General features: G+C 68.7%; 14 protein-coding genes and 2 pseudogenes. 10 read left to right on the plus strand and 6 right to left on the minus strand.

Annotation, left to right across the window (positions count from 1 at the left end; all coding sequences use genetic code 11):
* Positions 1–133: 133 nt before the first annotated feature.
* Positions 134–393, plus strand: a pseudogene (locus tag BZY54_RS53490) (RNA-guided endonuclease TnpB family protein); the annotation flags it as partial.
* A 146-nt stretch (positions 394–539) separates the two neighbouring features.
* On the opposite strand, the gene BZY54_RS23725 reads toward BZY54_RS53490, so the two are convergent.
* Positions 540–1,256 (minus strand): YqjF family protein, encoded by a 717-nt coding sequence (locus BZY54_RS23725; RefSeq protein ID WP_341868703.1) that lies wholly within the window; start codon positions 1,254–1,256, stop codon positions 540–542.
* A gap of 311 nt (positions 1,257–1,567) precedes the next feature.
* Between BZY54_RS23725 and BZY54_RS23730 the strand changes: the two genes are divergently transcribed.
* The 4 genes from BZY54_RS23730 to BZY54_RS23745 all read left to right on the plus strand — a co-directional run bounded on the left by BZY54_RS23730 (position 1,568) and on the right by BZY54_RS23745 (position 4,192).
* Positions 1,568–1,867 carry a hypothetical protein gene (locus BZY54_RS23730; protein ID WP_086727356.1) on the plus strand — a complete coding sequence of 100 codons (300 nt, stop codon included), beginning with the start codon at positions 1,568–1,570 and terminating at the stop codon, positions 1,865–1,867.
* Between the two features lie 42 nt (positions 1,868–1,909).
* On the plus strand, positions 1,910–2,197 hold the full coding sequence (locus BZY54_RS23735) for a hypothetical protein (protein WP_086727357.1): 288 nt from the start codon (positions 1,910–1,912) through the stop codon (positions 2,195–2,197).
* A 628-nt stretch (positions 2,198–2,825) separates the two neighbouring features.
* Positions 2,826–3,230 carry a gas vesicle structural protein GvpA gene (locus tag BZY54_RS23740; RefSeq protein WP_086727358.1) on the plus strand — a complete coding sequence of 135 codons (405 nt, stop codon included), beginning with the start codon at positions 2,826–2,828 and terminating at the stop codon, positions 3,228–3,230.
* Between the two features lie 197 nt (positions 3,231–3,427).
* Positions 3,428–4,192 (plus strand): solute carrier family 23 protein, encoded by a 765-nt coding sequence (locus tag BZY54_RS23745; RefSeq protein WP_208640735.1) that lies wholly within the window; start codon positions 3,428–3,430, stop codon positions 4,190–4,192.
* Positions 4,193–4,447: 255 nt separating this feature from the next.
* Here BZY54_RS23745 and BZY54_RS23750 read toward each other — a convergent pair whose 3' ends face one another.
* The 3 genes and pseudogenes from BZY54_RS23750 to BZY54_RS55515 all read right to left on the minus strand — a co-directional run.
* Positions 4,448–5,062: a sigma-70 family RNA polymerase sigma factor gene (locus tag BZY54_RS23750; protein WP_425276307.1), complete on the minus strand. Its 615-nt coding sequence runs from the start codon at positions 5,060–5,062 to the stop codon at positions 4,448–4,450.
* Between the two features lie 223 nt (positions 5,063–5,285).
* Positions 5,286–5,981: a hypothetical protein gene (locus tag BZY54_RS23755; RefSeq protein WP_086727360.1), complete on the minus strand. Its 696-nt coding sequence runs from the start codon at positions 5,979–5,981 to the stop codon at positions 5,286–5,288.
* A 646-nt stretch (positions 5,982–6,627) separates the two neighbouring features.
* A pseudogene (locus BZY54_RS55515) lies at positions 6,628–6,726 on the minus strand (DUF1775 domain-containing protein); the annotation flags it as partial.
* Between the two features lie 406 nt (positions 6,727–7,132).
* On the opposite strand from BZY54_RS55515, the gene BZY54_RS23765 reads away from it, so the two are divergent.
* Both BZY54_RS23765 and BZY54_RS23775 read left to right on the plus strand, forming a co-directional pair.
* Positions 7,133–7,342, plus strand: coding sequence for a hypothetical protein (locus BZY54_RS23765; protein WP_086727361.1), 210 nt, complete (start codon positions 7,133–7,135; stop codon positions 7,340–7,342).
* 508 nt (positions 7,343–7,850) lie between these two features.
* On the plus strand, positions 7,851–8,603 hold the full coding sequence (locus BZY54_RS23775) for a YcnI family copper-binding membrane protein (protein WP_086727363.1): 753 nt from the start codon (positions 7,851–7,853) through the stop codon (positions 8,601–8,603).
* Between the two features lie 1,414 nt (positions 8,604–10,017).
* Here the strand turns inward: BZY54_RS23775 and BZY54_RS50335 are convergent.
* Together BZY54_RS50335 and BZY54_RS23795 are read right to left on the minus strand one after the other, a co-directional pair.
* On the minus strand, positions 10,018–10,410 hold the full coding sequence (locus BZY54_RS50335) for a hypothetical protein (protein WP_143668104.1): 393 nt from the start codon (positions 10,408–10,410) through the stop codon (positions 10,018–10,020).
* 366 nt (positions 10,411–10,776) lie between these two features.
* Positions 10,777–11,253, minus strand: a complete 477-nt coding sequence (locus tag BZY54_RS23795; RefSeq protein WP_086727374.1) for an ATP-binding protein — start codon at positions 11,251–11,253, stop codon at positions 10,777–10,779.
* 458 nt (positions 11,254–11,711) lie between these two features.
* Between BZY54_RS23795 and BZY54_RS23800 the strand changes: the two genes are divergently transcribed.
* The 3 genes from BZY54_RS23800 to BZY54_RS23810 all read left to right on the plus strand — a co-directional run.
* The gene (locus BZY54_RS23800; RefSeq protein ID WP_086727366.1) at positions 11,712–12,083 is read left to right on the plus strand and encodes a VOC family protein; all 372 of its coding nucleotides are present in this window, start codon (positions 11,712–11,714) and stop codon (positions 12,081–12,083) included.
* A gap of 319 nt (positions 12,084–12,402) precedes the next feature.
* On the plus strand, positions 12,403–12,762 hold the full coding sequence (locus BZY54_RS23805; RefSeq protein WP_244217307.1) for an STAS domain-containing protein: 360 nt from the start codon (positions 12,403–12,405) through the stop codon (positions 12,760–12,762).
* A gap of 649 nt (positions 12,763–13,411) precedes the next feature.
* A partial coding sequence (locus tag BZY54_RS23810) for a serine/threonine-protein kinase (protein ID WP_086727368.1) occupies positions 13,412–14,293 on the plus strand: 882 nt, incomplete at its 3' end.

A 14,293-nucleotide genomic window follows, 5' to 3' on the forward strand; every position in this document is an offset into this window, starting at 1 on the left:
GCCACTGCTCCTACGCCAGTCTCCAACCAGCGTGCACGTCTCGCACATCACCGCTGTCGGCCGTTCCGAGAACGGGCTTGCTGCATGCCCGCCGATGACCACAGCGTCCGGCTTCTTGCGGTGGGTTCGCCGTTCCACCTGTCCGGCTCTGATCGAGATGGCGCGCAAGCACCGGCCCATCGCGCACCTTGTGCATCCCTGCACACCACGATGGACTGCGCAACGTGGGGAGCGAGAACCAAGCAAGCACTACCTCTCGAGAGAATGTATGCCTGCGCTGTGTGCGGAGCCGTATCCCCCCGGAATAGGAACTCCGCGCGCGTCATGCTGGTCCGGGCGAGTGCGAACCCGGACGGTGTTGAGGGCGCAAGACCGCCTGGGTCGCCGGCCTGAGCCGTACATCCCCCCACACGCCCGAAGGTGCCCCGCAAGGGGGCTCCGGCCGCAAGGCCGGGCGGGAATCCTCCGCCTCCAGGCGGGGGGAGCAGTCAAGTGCTGAGCGCGTCACGCACGCGGTCCATCATCGACGCGAAGGGCCGTCACGCTGCGCGTCGTACCGGCCGTGAGACACCGAAGCGCACCCGCAAGACCCCTTCGGAGAAGTGCACAAGCGGCTCCGCGTGCGGCCGAGGAAGCCCAGCGGCTGCGGTCACGGTCTCACGGAGGTCTACGATCACGGCCCCGCGCAGCGGCCAAGGCTCATGTTCGACCGGCGTCTCCCAGATGATGCCGAGGCGCTGTGTGTACGCGCGCCACCGAGAGGTCAGCCACTCGTCCCTCTCAGCAGGGCTGATCGGCTCGCCGGGGCGAACGGTCATCTCGTACGAGGGGCCGCCGCCCCACCGAGAGCCCACATACCGGACCTGGTTCTCCCGGCGGGAAACAGTCAGTGTGCCAGGGTGGTAAGGGACTCCGACAGCACGGGCGGCGAGCATGAGCGGGCAGCGGACCTCGAGGGAGAGAAACCAGATTCCAGGACGGCCGTCCCGGCTGCGGACGTACGTACGCAGATTCGTCTCCGGAAACGCGGGAAGGCCCGGCACCACAGCGGGCACGGCAAAAGGACGCACATCGGTCATCACGAACGGCGTGAAGCTCACCCAGGCCGCGCCGTCGTACTCGTCCAGGATCAGCCCGTCAGGCACCAGTGGCCGGACCTCGTCCGACCGGAAGGGCCAGTGGACGAACGTCTGAGTCACCCAACCGGCTGCCAGCGCCGGAACGCGAATGCGCTGCTCCAGTGCATACGAGGCCACGCGCGCCGTGTGCCCGGTCGTCCCACGAGCGAAACGCTGGACCGGCCGGAGAATGACGATCAGCCGGGCGTCGGTGCATGGGCGACTCCTGCCGTAAAAGAGGCCTTACCCCGCTCGGGGGTAGGGCCTGTGACCGTCGACGCGCGCCCTGACCGGGCCGCTGGGGACAGGCTGTCTGCTCGCGCTGATCCGTCGGGCGCGCCACTGCCCGGCCTCGCGTTCGATCACGCCCCCTGAAGGACCGCAGCCGCACTCGGGTGGGCATCCCTCCGATGCGACGCTCAGGGCTCCTCGGTGACAGCATCGGTGCTATGAACACCGAGACGGACTGGGCGTACCGGGTGTTCGAGCCGCACGGCTCCGAGGGATGGCGCCCCTACGGCAGCGACCCGGAACGGTGGCAGGGCGCGATCACCGCCGACGATGCGAAGGAGGGCCCTCAATACGCCGCCGCCCTCGTCGTCGCCGACCTGCTGACTGAGTGGGAGATGCGCGGCCTCCCCCGGGCGAGGCATGTGCGGGTCATCCTTTGGCACGACGAGGAGCGCGACCCGGAGGACCCGGACTTCATCGTGGACGTCCGGCCCCCGTCGGACATCGACGCAGCGTGACCTCCGGCGCATGAGACTCCTTGTGGTGAGAGGGTCGGTGGCATGGGCATTGAGACGGACTGGACATACCGGGTGGATGAACCGCACGGTTCCGAGGGGTGGCGCCCCTACGGGGACCCCGAACAGTGGCGCGGCACCATCACCACCGACGAGCCCACCCAGGATGCCGAGTACGTCGCCGCCCTCGTCCTGCACGACTTGGCCGACGGCTGGACCGCGGACGGTCACATGAAGCATGTCCGGGTCATTGTCTGGGAGGACGAGGAGGGCGCCGGCCTGGAGGACGCCGCCTGCGTCCTCGAAGTCCAGCCTGACCTCAACACAATGTGACGCATCAGGCGGTCCGGCGGCTCAAAGGCGCGTCAGCCGCGTTACCCGCCGGTAAACCCGAGACCCTGGATCAGGGGATGCGCAAGTGCGTCCCCCACTCGCGGAGCGTGACCGCATCGCCGAATGCAACATACCGGCCTTCCGCGCCGCGGTGCCTGCCGTGCGCGCCGTTACTGATCCTCAGCGAGCTGGTCGCCAACGCATCCGTTACGGGGCACCCCGCTCCCCTGTCCACCTGCGCGATACAGCCTGGTGGTGGAGGTCAGCGACAGCAGCAGCACCTCCCCGCACCTGCGGTACGGGGAGGTCATGGGCGAACGCGACCGCGGAATCTTCCTCGTCGCCCAGTTTGCGGAGCGGTGGGAAACCCGCTTCACCCCTGCCGGGAAGATCGTGTGGGCTGATCAGTCAGCCCCATCAGTTCGAGGGGGAAGGCGGCCACATGGTGGGAAGCGAGGCGGCTGCCGAGGACCGGGACGACACGTCCGAACGCACGGTTCCAGTTTTATTCAGATGGGCGGGGCTACTCGGTTGTATTCGCCGGCGGCAGTCGCTTCCGTGGACCTCGTGCAGATGCGGCCGCCGGACTGGGGCGATGGGCCAGGGATAGGCAAGGGAGCTGGTCAGGGTGAGTGTGGCGGCAGCGCAGGGCGGGGGCGGGGGAGGTACCAGTGGCCTGTACGACGTACTGGAGCTGGTTCTCGACCGAGGGTTGGTGATCGACGCGTTCGTGCGCGTCTCCCTGGTCGGAATCGAAATCCTGAAGATCGATGTGCGGGTCGTGGTGGCGAGCGTGGACACCTATCTGCGGTTCGCCGAGGCGTGCAACCGCATGGACCTTGAGGCAGGGCCGCACAAGCCGGCCGGACTGCCGGAGATCGTCGGCGGCCAGCTCACCGGTTCCGGTAGTCAGGCCAAGACGAAGGGGGCCTTGTCCGGTGCTGCCGAGACCATCTCCGACGCTTTCCAGCAGGCACGCGACGAGGGCCGCGAGAGGGAAACCGCACGGCCGCACCACCGCCAGGATGAGTAACGGTGAGCACCTGCGTCTAGGGCATCAGCCAGAGCTAATCCCCCCTGTTTCCTGAGGCCACGGCCGGCAGCGGCGAGCTGCCACGCCAGTGCGCATGCTTCCGGAAAGCGACCTCGCCGCCATCGTCAGCAGGTCGCGGGCCCAGGTCGCGGGCCTCGCGATCGGCGGCTCCGGCGGTCTCTGCGCCGAGACGCCCAGTGCAACCACCACCTCCGGCGCCCTGGCCATCGCCGTTCGGCGCGACCATCGCCGCCGGCCTGGTCGGCCTGGTGGCGAGCATGTTCTTCGGCCGAGTCGTACGGTTCTTCCCGCCCGTGGTCACCGGCACGGTGATCGCCGTCATCGGCCTCACGCTGCTGCCGGTGGCGTTCGGCTGGGCAGCAGGCGGCGGCGAGGGCTCGGCCAAAGGCGGCAGCATGGCGAACATCGGCCTGGCCGGGGCGACACTGCTGATCATCCTCGTGCTGTCGCGGGTCGGGAAGCCCGCGATCTCCCGGCTGTCGATCCTCCTCGGCATCGTGCTGGGCACCGCCCTGGCCGCCGCCCTCGGCAAGGCGCACTTCACCGGGGTGACGAAGGGAGCCATGTTCGCCCTGCCCGAGCCGCTCTCCTTCGGAGCGCCGCAATTCGACGCGGCCGCAGTCATCTCCATGGTCGTCGTGGTGGTGGTCGTGCTCACGGAGACGACCGCCGACATCATCGCCGTCGGAGAGATCGTCCTCCGGCATCAGCGCCGCCAGCGTGATCGCCGTACTCCTCAACCTGTTGTTCAACGAGACCCGCTGGAACCGCGAGGACGCCTCCGTGTTCGCCGCCTCCCCGGCGAAGGGCGTCATCCCGGAGGCGGAGTGACGCTCCGGGCACCGACGACTCGCACCGCGCGGACGGCCGCAGACCGAGTCACTCGGCCGGACAGACCGCACGAGCCCCCACGGCACGTGAGCGGACAGAGCCCGCCCTGAATATCTGACTGCGGGACGACGTGGACGAACGGCAGCCGACAACCGCGGACGTCTGGGAACGTTGCGGCAGGTGAGAGGCACACCGGCCCGAGGTCGGGCACTCACCCCAGTTGGCGCCGGTCGCCTTACGGACCGGCGCCAAGCAGTTGCGGGTGCCGTACACCTCAGCAGGGGCCGCCGGACCCGCAACCGAACCCGAACAGCGGTTTCGGTGCCAGGTCATGGTGGCGAGCCACCGGCATCCTTCTGCCGGGTTCAGGCTGCCGCAGTAGCGGGTTCGTCCGCCGCGGCCAGCAGGTTGAGGAGGGCGGCCCGTGCGCGGGCCACCCGTGAGCGGACCGTGCCGATGGGGCAGTCGCTCACTTCGGCCGCCTCCGCGTAGGGCAAGCCGAGCAACTGGGTGAGGACGAACGCTTCCCGACACTGCGGGGGCAGCGTGTCCAGCAGGTCCAGCAGTGCGATGCCGTCGTCGAAGCCGGGCACGTTGCACGGCTGGGTGAGTTCGATGGCCAGTTGCCAGTCCGGTACGTCGGACAGCCGCGGCCGAGTGGCGGTGTACCGGTAGCTGTCGATCACCGCGCGGCGGGCGATGGTCAGCAGCCACGCGCGGGCCGAGGAGCGGCCTTCGAAGCGGTGCAGGCTCGTGAGCGCGCGCAGGAACGTGTCCTGCGCGAGGTCGTCGACGGTCTGCGGATCGCCGCACAGGTAGGCGACATAGCGCTGAACGTCGCGGTGCACAGCGCGAACGAACTGCTCGACGGCACGACAGTCGCCATCGCGGGCGGCCAGCGCCCAGGCAGTGATCGACTCGTCGGCGGACGTCATGGTGCCGCTATGGGTCCGCGAGGCGGGCAGGGCAGGAGCAATCACCTGGTGTCCTTCTCGGATCGACCGGACGCCGTCTGGGACCGCGAGCGTCCGAGAGCACGGGCGGTCCGAGAAGGTCCGGTGAGTTTGGGGGCGGCCCTACGGCGCGATGGCGCTGTGGTGCGGTGACATCACGGCACCACGGTGCTGTGACGCAACGGCGCCCGCGCGTGCGTACGGCCGAGGCCCGGGGTGCGCACAGGCAGCCTCGGGAATCCAGCTGTCGTCAGGCGACAGCGGTCCCCGCAGGCGGGCCCCGAGAGGTGATCGCATGACTGAGGAGGAGGAGCCGCAGGACCTGGTCCGAGCGGCGGCGGCGCCCATGGATACGAGGGCGGTTCGGGACGAGGGGCAGGGCGAGCAGCAGGCGCAGCGGCGCGGCCAGCCATCCGGCGACGGCCCGCAGGATACGGAACGCCGCCTTCTCGCCGTGTGCGAGCCACAGACCGCTCAGCAGGGCAGCCAGCAGGTGCGCGGCGAGCATGCCGATGGAGGACGTCCAGCCCATGGGGTGGGTCATGCTGTCCGTGGTGGTCAGTTGAGCCGTGTGGACCATCCCCATGTGCGCCATGTCCATGGAGCCTGGTGACATCCCACCCATATTCATGGACATGCCCATGGACCCCGCGCCCATTCCAGGCATGTCCATGGCGTCCGAAGCCGTGGACGACGACTGGGCGAACGAGAACGCCGAGTGGAGCGCCGTCTGCGCCACGACCACGACCGCCACGATCAGCGAGAGCCCGCGCTCACGGGCCCCCAGAACCCAGCCGACGCCACCGGTTACGGCCGCGCCGGCGGCCATAGCCCACGCGGGTACATCCCTGCCGGACATCATGACGTGGCCCAGGGCGGCGAGCAGCACGCAGACGGCCGCGAACACCGCGGCCCGCATCGCGCGCGCACACCGTCCAGCGGCCATGGAGTCTCATCCTCGCATCCGTGCACGGACCCTCACGCGTGGGTACGGAAATCGCCCCGGCGCACACTCAACCCGCTGCGGATGGTCCAGAACAAGGCAGAGGTCCGGAATCGGACGCGATCTCGTTCCGACTTCTGCAGGGAAGGGCTGGTCGCAGCCGCATGGCAGGTGATGTACCTGAGACGCCACCGCTCGGGCGGATCACCCCGCCAGGGGTCCGAATCGGTGCGCTGCGCTCGAAGCGGAGCGTGAACGGCTTGGGGTCTCCCACGCGCCGGCCGGGCATCGCCCGCAGGGCCACGAGCAGCCCGTGCGGCCTCATGGAGAAGTCCGCCGCCGGCCCGGGCGCGGCACGGGAGGAGCAAACGTGCCGTCTCGTATGCCGTGCCGACGGGTGGCTGCCCTGCCGATGGTCCTGCCGTCGGCAGGGCAGTTGCAGTACTGGGTTCGCGAACCGGTGTTACGGCCGCGTGCGATGGCGAATCCGGCGCCGGCCAACCCCCAGGACGCCGCCGACAATCAGCCCGGCGATACCGAGGCCGCATGCGGTCGAGTCACTGGCCGACGGCGTCGACGTGGACTCGGATCCCTTGGAGCTGGTCGGTGAGGTGGTGGGGGCGTCGTTTTCGTTCCCAGCCCCCTTGGCTGTGAGCTTGAGGAAAGGCGCGGGGTTCTCCGGCTCCTCGCCGCCGGAAGCCTCCTCGATCCAACGGACCGTCTTGCCGTCGGAGTAGGTCTGCAGCGTCAAGGGCATGTCCGCCGGCGGCGAGCACCACGCACAGCCCGGCGAACACCACCGCGCGCACACTCCGAACCGCCAGGGATCCGCTCATGGCACCCGATGCTGCCAGGCGCCCGGAAGATCTCTCCCCACGCCTGCGCATGCGCATCACCCACCACGAACCACCCGACCGACATGCTCCCCCACAGAAGTCGGACGAGGCCACCGCTGAGTTCCCAGCCACTGCGGTGAATTCGAAGCACCGGATGCGCCCAAGGAGCGCGAACGCACAGCCCTCGTCCACCGCACACCAGCCCGCAGCAGTAGCAGCGCGTTCTCCTACCGCGCCCTGGGTAGCCCTCGGTCACTCCGCGGCCGCCGGCCTCTCAAGATGGCGGCCGCGACCACCTGCCCCCGGAGGTAAACAGGCATGACCGACATCAGCGGACTGGAGCCCGTCGCCACGTTCTGCGGCAACTGCAAATGCGGCTGCCCCCAACTGTTCGTCGACCCGAACGCACCCGATGAGCGCCGGATCGTCCTGACCGACGACTTCGGCCAGCACGCCCAGATGAGCGCCGACCAATTCTCCTCGCTTGTCGACGATGCCAAGAGCGGAAAACTGGACGCGATCACCTGACTGCAGCCGCAGGGCACCTCCTGGGGGCCGGCCCGCAAGAGCCACCAGGGAGGTGACCGGCTTCGACGACGGCGCGGCGCTCGGCGAACCGCGGACGGCACCACCCGACGAGCGCCGCGAACCCTCCCGATCACGCAACGCCGGCACCGCGCCCTGCGCTCAGGCGCCTGCTCCAGCCGCCGCCCGCACAGCGCCACGGCCTCCTCGACAGCGGCTAACGCCCTCCCCGCACTTGCTGACTAGCAAATGTCTCATCAAGCCGGCCCAGGTCGCGGTAGCGGTCCAGCCCGTCCACCAGGTCCATCAGATCGACCCCGTCCACCGGACCACCGGCCTTCGCAACCGACCGGGTGGGCCACCTCACACAAGTGAGCTGGAACTCACCGCTGCGGTCAACCGACCACTGACGTGACACCCGTACTTGCGCGTGCGCCTCCTTCGTCACCCCTCGAACTCCTCGGTATGCAGCGGTTTCCACCGAACTCACTTAAATGGAGTGCTCTCTGCCATGAAGGCCATCAGCCGCAAGACCTCTCGGTTCGCCACCGTCGGCGCCCTCGCGGGCGCGGCCGTGCTCGCCGTGTCCGTCCCCGCGTTCGCGCACGTCACCGTGCAGCCGGAGGGCACCGCGGCCAGGGGCGGCTACACCGTCGTCGACTTCAAGGTCCCCAACGAGCGCGACAACGCCTCCACCACCAAGCTCGAGGTCAACTTCCCCACCGACCACCCGCTGTCCTCGGTCGCACCGCAGCCGATCGACGGCTGGAAGATCCAGATCACCAAGTCCAAGCTGGCCAAGCCGCTGCAGGTGCACGGCAAGGCGATCTCCGAGGCCGTCACCAAGGTCACCTGGACCGCCGACGGCAAGGGCGTCGAGCCGGGCTACTTCCAGAAGTTCCCGGTCTCCATCGGCCAGCTGCCCGAGGACGCCGACCAGCTCGTCTTCAAGGCGCTGCAGACGTACTCCGACAAGGAGGTCGTCCGCTGGATCGAGGTGCCGCAGAAGGGCCAGGCCGAGCCCGACAAGCCGGCGCCCGTGCTGCAGCTGGCTGCCGCCGCCGACAGCGAGGCCCCCGCAGCCGCCACCCAGCAAGCCACCGACGACGCCAAGCCCGTAGCCCAGAACACCACCGCCACCTCCATGAGCCACATGAGCAGCAGTGACACCACCGCCCGCGTCCTCGGCATCGTCGGCATCGTCGTCGGTGTTGCGGGCATGGCGTACGGCGTGTTCGCCAGCCGCCGGCGGACCACTGCCTGACCTTACGCATCCGAGCGGGCACCGGGGCCGTGTGACGCTTGCGCACGACCCTGGTGACCGTCAGGCGCGGTTGCCTGCGACGGAGGCTGCTGGAGGGGCTTCCGCACCATTGCCTAACGTTTTGGAGGTAAACGCGACGGGTGATGCATGGCTGTACGGAGAGCAGGGTGGACCGTATGGCTCAAGCGGCGAAGGATGGCGACTCCATGTCGCGCGCAGCCGACCAGGCACACACCAAGGTAGAGGAGCTGCGTTCCCAGTACGGGCCCACCACAGAGCCATGGGGGGCAGCAGAGCGAGACATACGAGACCGCGTGGCGTGCCTGGCGCGACGTCCAGGCCGCGGTCACCCAACACGCCGAGGCCGAAGGGCAGCCGCGCCATGAGGTCAAGGCCAGGGTGAAGAAGGCCGCCGGCACACGGAGGACGACCACGCTCAGGAACTCCCGGTGATCAACTGGCACGCGAGTATCGAGTCGCGCAGGGCTGGGCGGGAGCTGTGGTCAGAGGGTCAGTTCGGGGTCTGTGGCGCAGGGTGCGGGCGGCCAGTCTCAACGGTCTCCTCCAAGGCATGTAGTGCCAGTGGGCGAAGGGGAGGCCGGCGGTGACGACGACCAGCACGACATAGGCGACGACTGCGATCATCGGTGTGACTCCGGTCAGGGCGGCGCGGGGCGCGGGCTGTAGGTGTGCAAGACGGCTGGGCGTCGCCTCGGCGACACGGATGCGCTAGGTGCCCGCCCATCGCCTCCGTTGCGGTTTCCCACAACGCCCTGCTGAAACGTGGGCGCTGTGATGACGAGGGGCCGGCCGTCACCTGGTGGTCCCGGTGGTCGATAACCCAGGTGACGGGGCCCTTCTGTGACGTACACGTGTGGACGGCTTCACACGCGTGCTTGTCCTGCGACTATCTGCGGTCACCCGTGACACTCCAGTCACACCGGCCGCTGAAGAGAGTGACCCCTGGCTGGGTCAGGCGCCTGCTCTCCGGGGGGAGGTACGCGGGCGCCATCGTGCAGGGGCAGGCCCGTCTCCCCCCCCGGTGACAGGCCTGCCCTGCTCGCAAGAGCCCGGCCTGGGCGCCCAACACCTGACGGGGCGCCCAGGCCGATCCAATGCGTCGGAGGGTCGGAGACCTGACAATTCGAGGAGTCTGACGGGCCGGCTGCGGCTTGGGGGACGGGCCGTGCGAGACGTGGCTCCTCCCGCTTCGTGGCCGCACCGTGACTCCGGCAAGAGGCGCCGCGGACTGCGAGGCACCCGACTACTACGTGGCCCCCGGCTCGCGCGGAGGGGACATTGTCGAATCAGCGTGGCCTATGGTCTGTGCGGGAGTTCGCCCGGCTGGTGGCGCCGGCGCGTCATCGACATGGATCAATGCAGACCATGGCGGGACGCGGGAGTGCTCAGAGCATCACTCCGACACCGTGTCCTCGCAGCTCTCCGAAACTCTCACCACGTCGAAGACCACCGGGAAATGAGTGATCTGCTGGTTCGGGTCCGGCTTGGAGTTGCAGATCTTCCACTCAGCCGGGCCGTCCACCGGACGGTCCTGCGCGCTTGCGTCCTCGAAGATCATGTCGATTTCGGAGCTCATCTGCTCCTGCGCACGCCCGGCGTTGCCACCGACGACGTCGGGCATGACCGCCGTGGCCGGCTCCGGGTTTGCTGAGCGGTGCGTCTCGGCGGATCCCGAGCGAGTAGGCGTACCCCCAGAGGCAGCCGGCGCGGACGACGCGCCGCAGGCGGTGACCGAGGCCAGGATCGTGACGGCGAAGGTGGACCTCAGGAGCTTGGTGATGGTCATGTCCCTTCACAATGACGGCAGTTCGGAACAGTGTCTTCGGTGAAAGAAGGGAAGGCACCACTTCCTTGATCACGGTTCGTTGCAGAGATCACCGCCCCGTCACACCAAGCCTCTTTCAGAAATGAAGGGCCGGGGGTATGACACATCACTCCTGGTCAGAGAGGCGGTCGAGGTGTTCTCGACCGGGAGTATCAGAAGTGGTCGGCCTTGGGCGTGGGCTCACGCGTGATGCATCCCCTACGGCTCCTGCGCCGACGAGTAGAGCGGGGTAAGTACCAGTGAACTGCGCGAATCTCTCCGGCGCGGTCGCCGCCGCATGCGCCACGCGACGAGGGGGGCCGGCCGCCCGCATCCGCCGCGGCCTCCTCACGTCTCCTGCTGGCCGGCCACGTCCCCGACCGGGTCGTCGGCCAGCACCACGGCCGCCTTGATCCGCTTGCCCACCGGCTCGCGGTGCATCTCAAAGCTCCGACAGAGCGCCATGACGATCTCCAGGCCGTGCTGACCCACCCGGCCCGGGTCGGCGGCCCGGGCGATCGGTAGCCGCGGCTCGCTGTCCCACACCGTCACATCCACCGCCCCCTCGGCGACCTCCAACGTCAGCAGGCACGGGCCCGGAGCGTACTTGCCAGCGTTGGTCACCAGCTCGCTCACCACCAGCTGGACCATGCCCATCGCCCGGCCGGACACCACCAGCCCATGCACCGCCTGCACATCCGCCAGGAAGGACCGGGCAAGGTCACGGGCCTCAGCAATCTCCTCACTGGCCTCGAACGCGGCGGACACCGACAGCGGGCGCTCCGCGAGCGGCTGGGAATCCTCATCTTGCCCAGACAGGTCCATACAGACCGCCTCACTGCCGAAAAGCCGCTTACTACCCCGCCCGCCCATACCCCCAAAACATCATCGCAGTCCTGGCACAGTTCCTGCATCCCGCCAGCGAGCTCCTTCGGTTGTACGGAGTAGCGGCCCAGCATGTTGAAGTGGTCCGGCACGAATGGAGAGCCGGCCTCAGATCCAACCGCACCGGACCAGGCCGTACTTACGGGCGTTGGTGACCAACTCGCTGACCACCGGTTGGTGAAGTCCATGGCACGGGCCGGCACCGGCAGGTCTTCATTGAGGCTGCGCCATCTTGAAGTGGCTGGTCAGCAGGGGTGGTGTGTCTCCGCTTCGGGCTGCTCGTACTGGTCGCGGGCGGCAGTCTGGGGTGTAGATCGTCTGGCGGGGCGGTTCTGCCGATGAGTTCGCCCTCATCGAACGGTCTACCCAGCGACACGACCGTTCTCGACAGGGGTGCCATGTCCACCATCCAGCCAGTGATCATCACTGCCGACCAGGACGTCCTGCTCAACTTCTATACGAAATTGTTCGGCGCCGAGGAGACCTTCCGGGTACCGGCGGAAGGCCCGGCCTTCTACCTCGGCTTGCGCATCGGCGACACCGACCTCGGGCTGGTGGCCAAGACGAACCCGCGGACCGGGGCGGCAGCACCGCGGATCGTGCTCAGCATCGGTGTCGACGACGTCGACGAGACGCTCGGGCGGGTGACGGCACTGGGCGGCTCGGTCCGCAGCGGCCCCAACGACATGCCGTGGGGACAGCGCGTCGCCCACATCCAGGACCCCGACGGCAACCCGGTGAACCTCACCCAGCCGATCCCGGCTCGGTGACGCTGTAATTGGTCTGCATCCGAGTCAGGAACTGCCAGTCAGGCGGCGAGCCTGGGCAATGCACGTGCCGCCGCCGTCCAAAGCGATGTGCTCTGCATGCCCGAAAGGGCGGCCCGGGCATCGCCCTCGCCCAAGGGAACTGGTTCCGTCAAGACCGCGTCACACCCTGTCAGCTGTCCCCGGCCTACCTCGACGGCATCGCTCGATCCGTGTCCCCTTTGTGGGGCTCCGCCATACCAGCGCATCATCCGTGCCCTGCGGGGCAGGCGTTCGGGCGAAGGTCTCAGTGCACGGATTCACCGACATGTTTGAGGCATCAGTGACTATCGAACAAGCGGAGCAGCCCGGCGCCCTGTCCGTCGTCACCACCGCCACCGACGGCGTTCTCGTCGTGGCAGCGGCCGGATACATCGACCACCACACCTGTCCTCGACTGCAGCAAGCCCTGGACACCCCCGAGCCCGCCGCAAGCTGCACCGTGGTCGATCTGCATGAGGTCACGTTCATGGACTCCAGCGGCATCAACACCCTCATCTCCGCTCATCAAGTCCTCGACCAGGCCGGCGGCTGGCTACGCCTGGCCCAAACCCCCGACTCCGTCATGCGCACCATCCAGCTCGTCGGCCTGGACACCCTGATCGACTGCTACCCCACCCTCAACGCCGCCCTGAGCGCCTGACGAGAGCTGTCGGCTCGTAGGACTCGGTGCCGTAGCCGCCGGTGTGATCCCCGGCTTGTGTCGCCCGATAGGGGCTGGGCGATCTCAGAGGGGTGCCCGTCAATAGTCCAGCGACTTGCGCAACCGACCCGGCCGCAGGTGCGTAGCGCCTGAGCAGGCCAGCCCAGAAGCGTACAAGAGCGCAGCCCGCGGTCCGTTGCACATCATTCCCTCCACCCCTTCTGCTGCGCTTACTGTCGCTATGGCGGATCCCTCGGCCCCGATCACAGGCGCCAGGGCCCCGACTACGAGCCTGACCACGGCAGCTGGGCAGGCACCTTCGGGACCCGGCGGCCCCGGCGCCCCGGCGTCATGACGGCCCGTGCGGGGACCAGAGGGGCAACCCGGTCCGCCAGGGTGTGACGCCTCGATGCTGCGGTGCGCTGTAGCGGATGGGCCCTGGGTCCCGTGAGGCCCGCTCACCCCCGGCGGGTCGTCGCGTACACAGGGGCAGACAGGCAGGTGCACCCCCCGCGCCGCCTGTCTGCCCCACGTGTGGTTCCTGCGGGATGGGGCGTCGAGTCCGGAGAGGGGCCTCCGGTACCTTGGGCACCGGCCATACAAATGACTACAAACCATGAGAATCGACCCCTAAGAGGGTGCGCACGTCATGGTGATCGAGGTAGGCGTGCAGGGGCTGCTGGCGGACCGCTATCAGTTGCAGGAGCTGCTGGGGCGTGGCGCGATGGGCGAGGTGTGGCGGGCCACCGACCAGATCCTCGAGCGGCCCGTCGCGGTCAAACTGCTGCGCACCGACCAGGCAGCGGACGCCGAGCGCCGTCTGGAGGCGCAGACCGCGGCCAGCCTCAACCACCCCAACGTGGTGGGCATGTACGACTTCGGCTCCGACCGTGATCAGCTCTACCTGCCCATGGAGTTCGTGGACGGCTGGAGTCTGGCCCAGGACCGGTCACTGCGGGGTCGTCTCAAGCCGCGGGAGGCGGTGACCATTGCGGCCCAGATGGCCGCCGGCCTCGGCGCTGCGCACCGGCACAAGGTGATCCACCGCGATGTCAAGCCTGCCAACGTGATGCTGACGGCCGAACGCACGGTGAAGATCGCCGACTTCGGGATCGCGCGCTTCGCTGACGCCGCCGCCAGCACGTTGACGGCCACCGGCAAGATCCTCGGCACGGCCGACTATCTCGCTCCCGAACGCGCCCTGGGACGCCCCGCACAGCCCGCCTCAGACGTCTACTCCCTCGGCTGCGTGCTGTACCAACTGCTCACCGGCCGGGCCCCGTTCGGCGGCCCAACCTCGCTGGCTGCGCTCCAGCAGCACGTCAGCGCCGCTCCCGCGCCGCCCGTCCTGCTGCGCCCTGAGATACCTCAGCCGCTCTCCGACTACGTGCTGAGCCTGCTCGCCAAAGACCCCGCCCACCGGCCCACCGCCGAGCAGGCAGCCGACTGGCTCGCCGCTCACCAGCACACGCCAACGCCGGCCGTGCCGGACCACACCTCCCCCATGCCCCCCCCCTCCCCCCTGCGGCCC

This window comes from Streptomyces carpinensis (assembly GCF_002154505.1).
Lineage (GTDB): Bacteria > Actinomycetota > Actinomycetes > Streptomycetales > Streptomycetaceae > Streptomyces > Streptomyces carpinensis.

Bases quoted from the DNA above. Each gene is read 5' to 3' on its own strand.
- BZY54_RS50335 (WP_143668104.1), bottom strand. From the start codon at position 10,410: ATGACCATCACCAAGCTCCTGAGGTCCACCTTCGCCGTCACGATCCTG.
- BZY54_RS23800 (WP_086727366.1), top strand. From the start codon at position 11,712: ATGTCCACCATCCAGCCAGTGATCATCACTGCCGACCAGGACGTCCTG.
- BZY54_RS23765 (WP_086727361.1), top strand. From the start codon at position 7,133: ATGACCGACATCAGCGGACTGGAGCCCGTCGCCACGTTCTGCGGCAAC.
- BZY54_RS23730 (WP_086727356.1), top strand. From the start codon at position 1,568: ATGAACACCGAGACGGACTGGGCGTACCGGGTGTTCGAGCCGCACGGC.
- BZY54_RS23735 (WP_086727357.1), top strand. From the start codon at position 1,910: ATGGGCATTGAGACGGACTGGACATACCGGGTGGATGAACCGCACGGT.
- BZY54_RS23795 (WP_086727374.1), bottom strand. From the start codon at position 11,253: ATGGACCTGTCTGGGCAAGATGAGGATTCCCAGCCGCTCGCGGAGCGC.
- BZY54_RS23755 (WP_086727360.1), bottom strand. From the start codon at position 5,981: ATGGCCGCTGGACGGTGTGCGCGCGCGATGCGGGCCGCGGTGTTCGCG.
- BZY54_RS23775 (WP_086727363.1), top strand. From the start codon at position 7,851: ATGAAGGCCATCAGCCGCAAGACCTCTCGGTTCGCCACCGTCGGCGCC.